We start from the raw sequence: 676 nt of genomic DNA, 5'->3' as shown, positions 1-676 counted from the left end.
ATGCGGGTCAGGGTCGGCGCGCCGTTATCCTCATCCTCGGTCTTGTACTTGGTGAACCGGTAGTTGCCCAGCATGGCCCCGAAGGCCACCCGTGCGGCAAGGTCGCTTTCCTTCAGGCCGGAAGCCTCCAACCCGTCCAGAATAACCGTTACGCTGCGGGCACCGGCGCTGTTCAGCTTGCCCACCAGCGTTCCGCCAAGATCCTCGATGCTGGTCTGGGTGATCTCCTTGACATCGCCAAGACCGAACAGGACAACGCGGGAAACTTCCAGCCCGTTCGGCGCCAGAATTTCCAGAACCTCCCCGGCCTTTCCCTTGAAGCGGCTGTTTTCGATCGCCCGCTTGAGGACGCCGCCCGTGGCGCTGTCCACCTCGTCGGTGATTGCCGGAAAGACAGTATCGGCCAGAACCGGAACCGCAAGAGAGCCACGCTTGGGAATGGAGATTTCGGAGAACGCGAATTTCATCTGAAGCACCTGTGAAAGTGGGTTGGATTTATCATTTCCTTTTACTTGGTTACTAGACTTAGTCCCGACCCCCGCCCCAAGTCAACCGCCAACGCACACCCATCCCGCGCAAAGCGGCGCCGACCTGAAGCCCCGGCCCGGGTCCGGCGCCCCGCGACGGCGCCTTCATGGCCATTGTTCAGGTTAACAATTGACCGGGATTTCTCGCT

The 676-nt window shown here is 60.5% G+C and carries 1 protein-coding gene; it reads right to left on the bottom strand.

Translation table 11 applies throughout. The features are described 5' to 3' along the window. The coding region (locus QQJ79_RS15695; protein ID WP_284223861.1) for a M17 family peptidase N-terminal domain-containing protein at positions 1–467 on the bottom strand (467 nt) is incomplete at its 3' end. Positions 468–676: the final 209 nt, after the last annotated feature.

The sequence above is a fragment of the Brevundimonas denitrificans genome, assembly GCF_030160755.1.
GTDB lineage: Bacteria > Pseudomonadota > Alphaproteobacteria > Caulobacterales > Caulobacteraceae > Brevundimonas > Brevundimonas denitrificans.
Note: the sequence above shows the minus strand (reverse complement) of the source record. Positions and strands in the feature narration are given on the sequence as shown.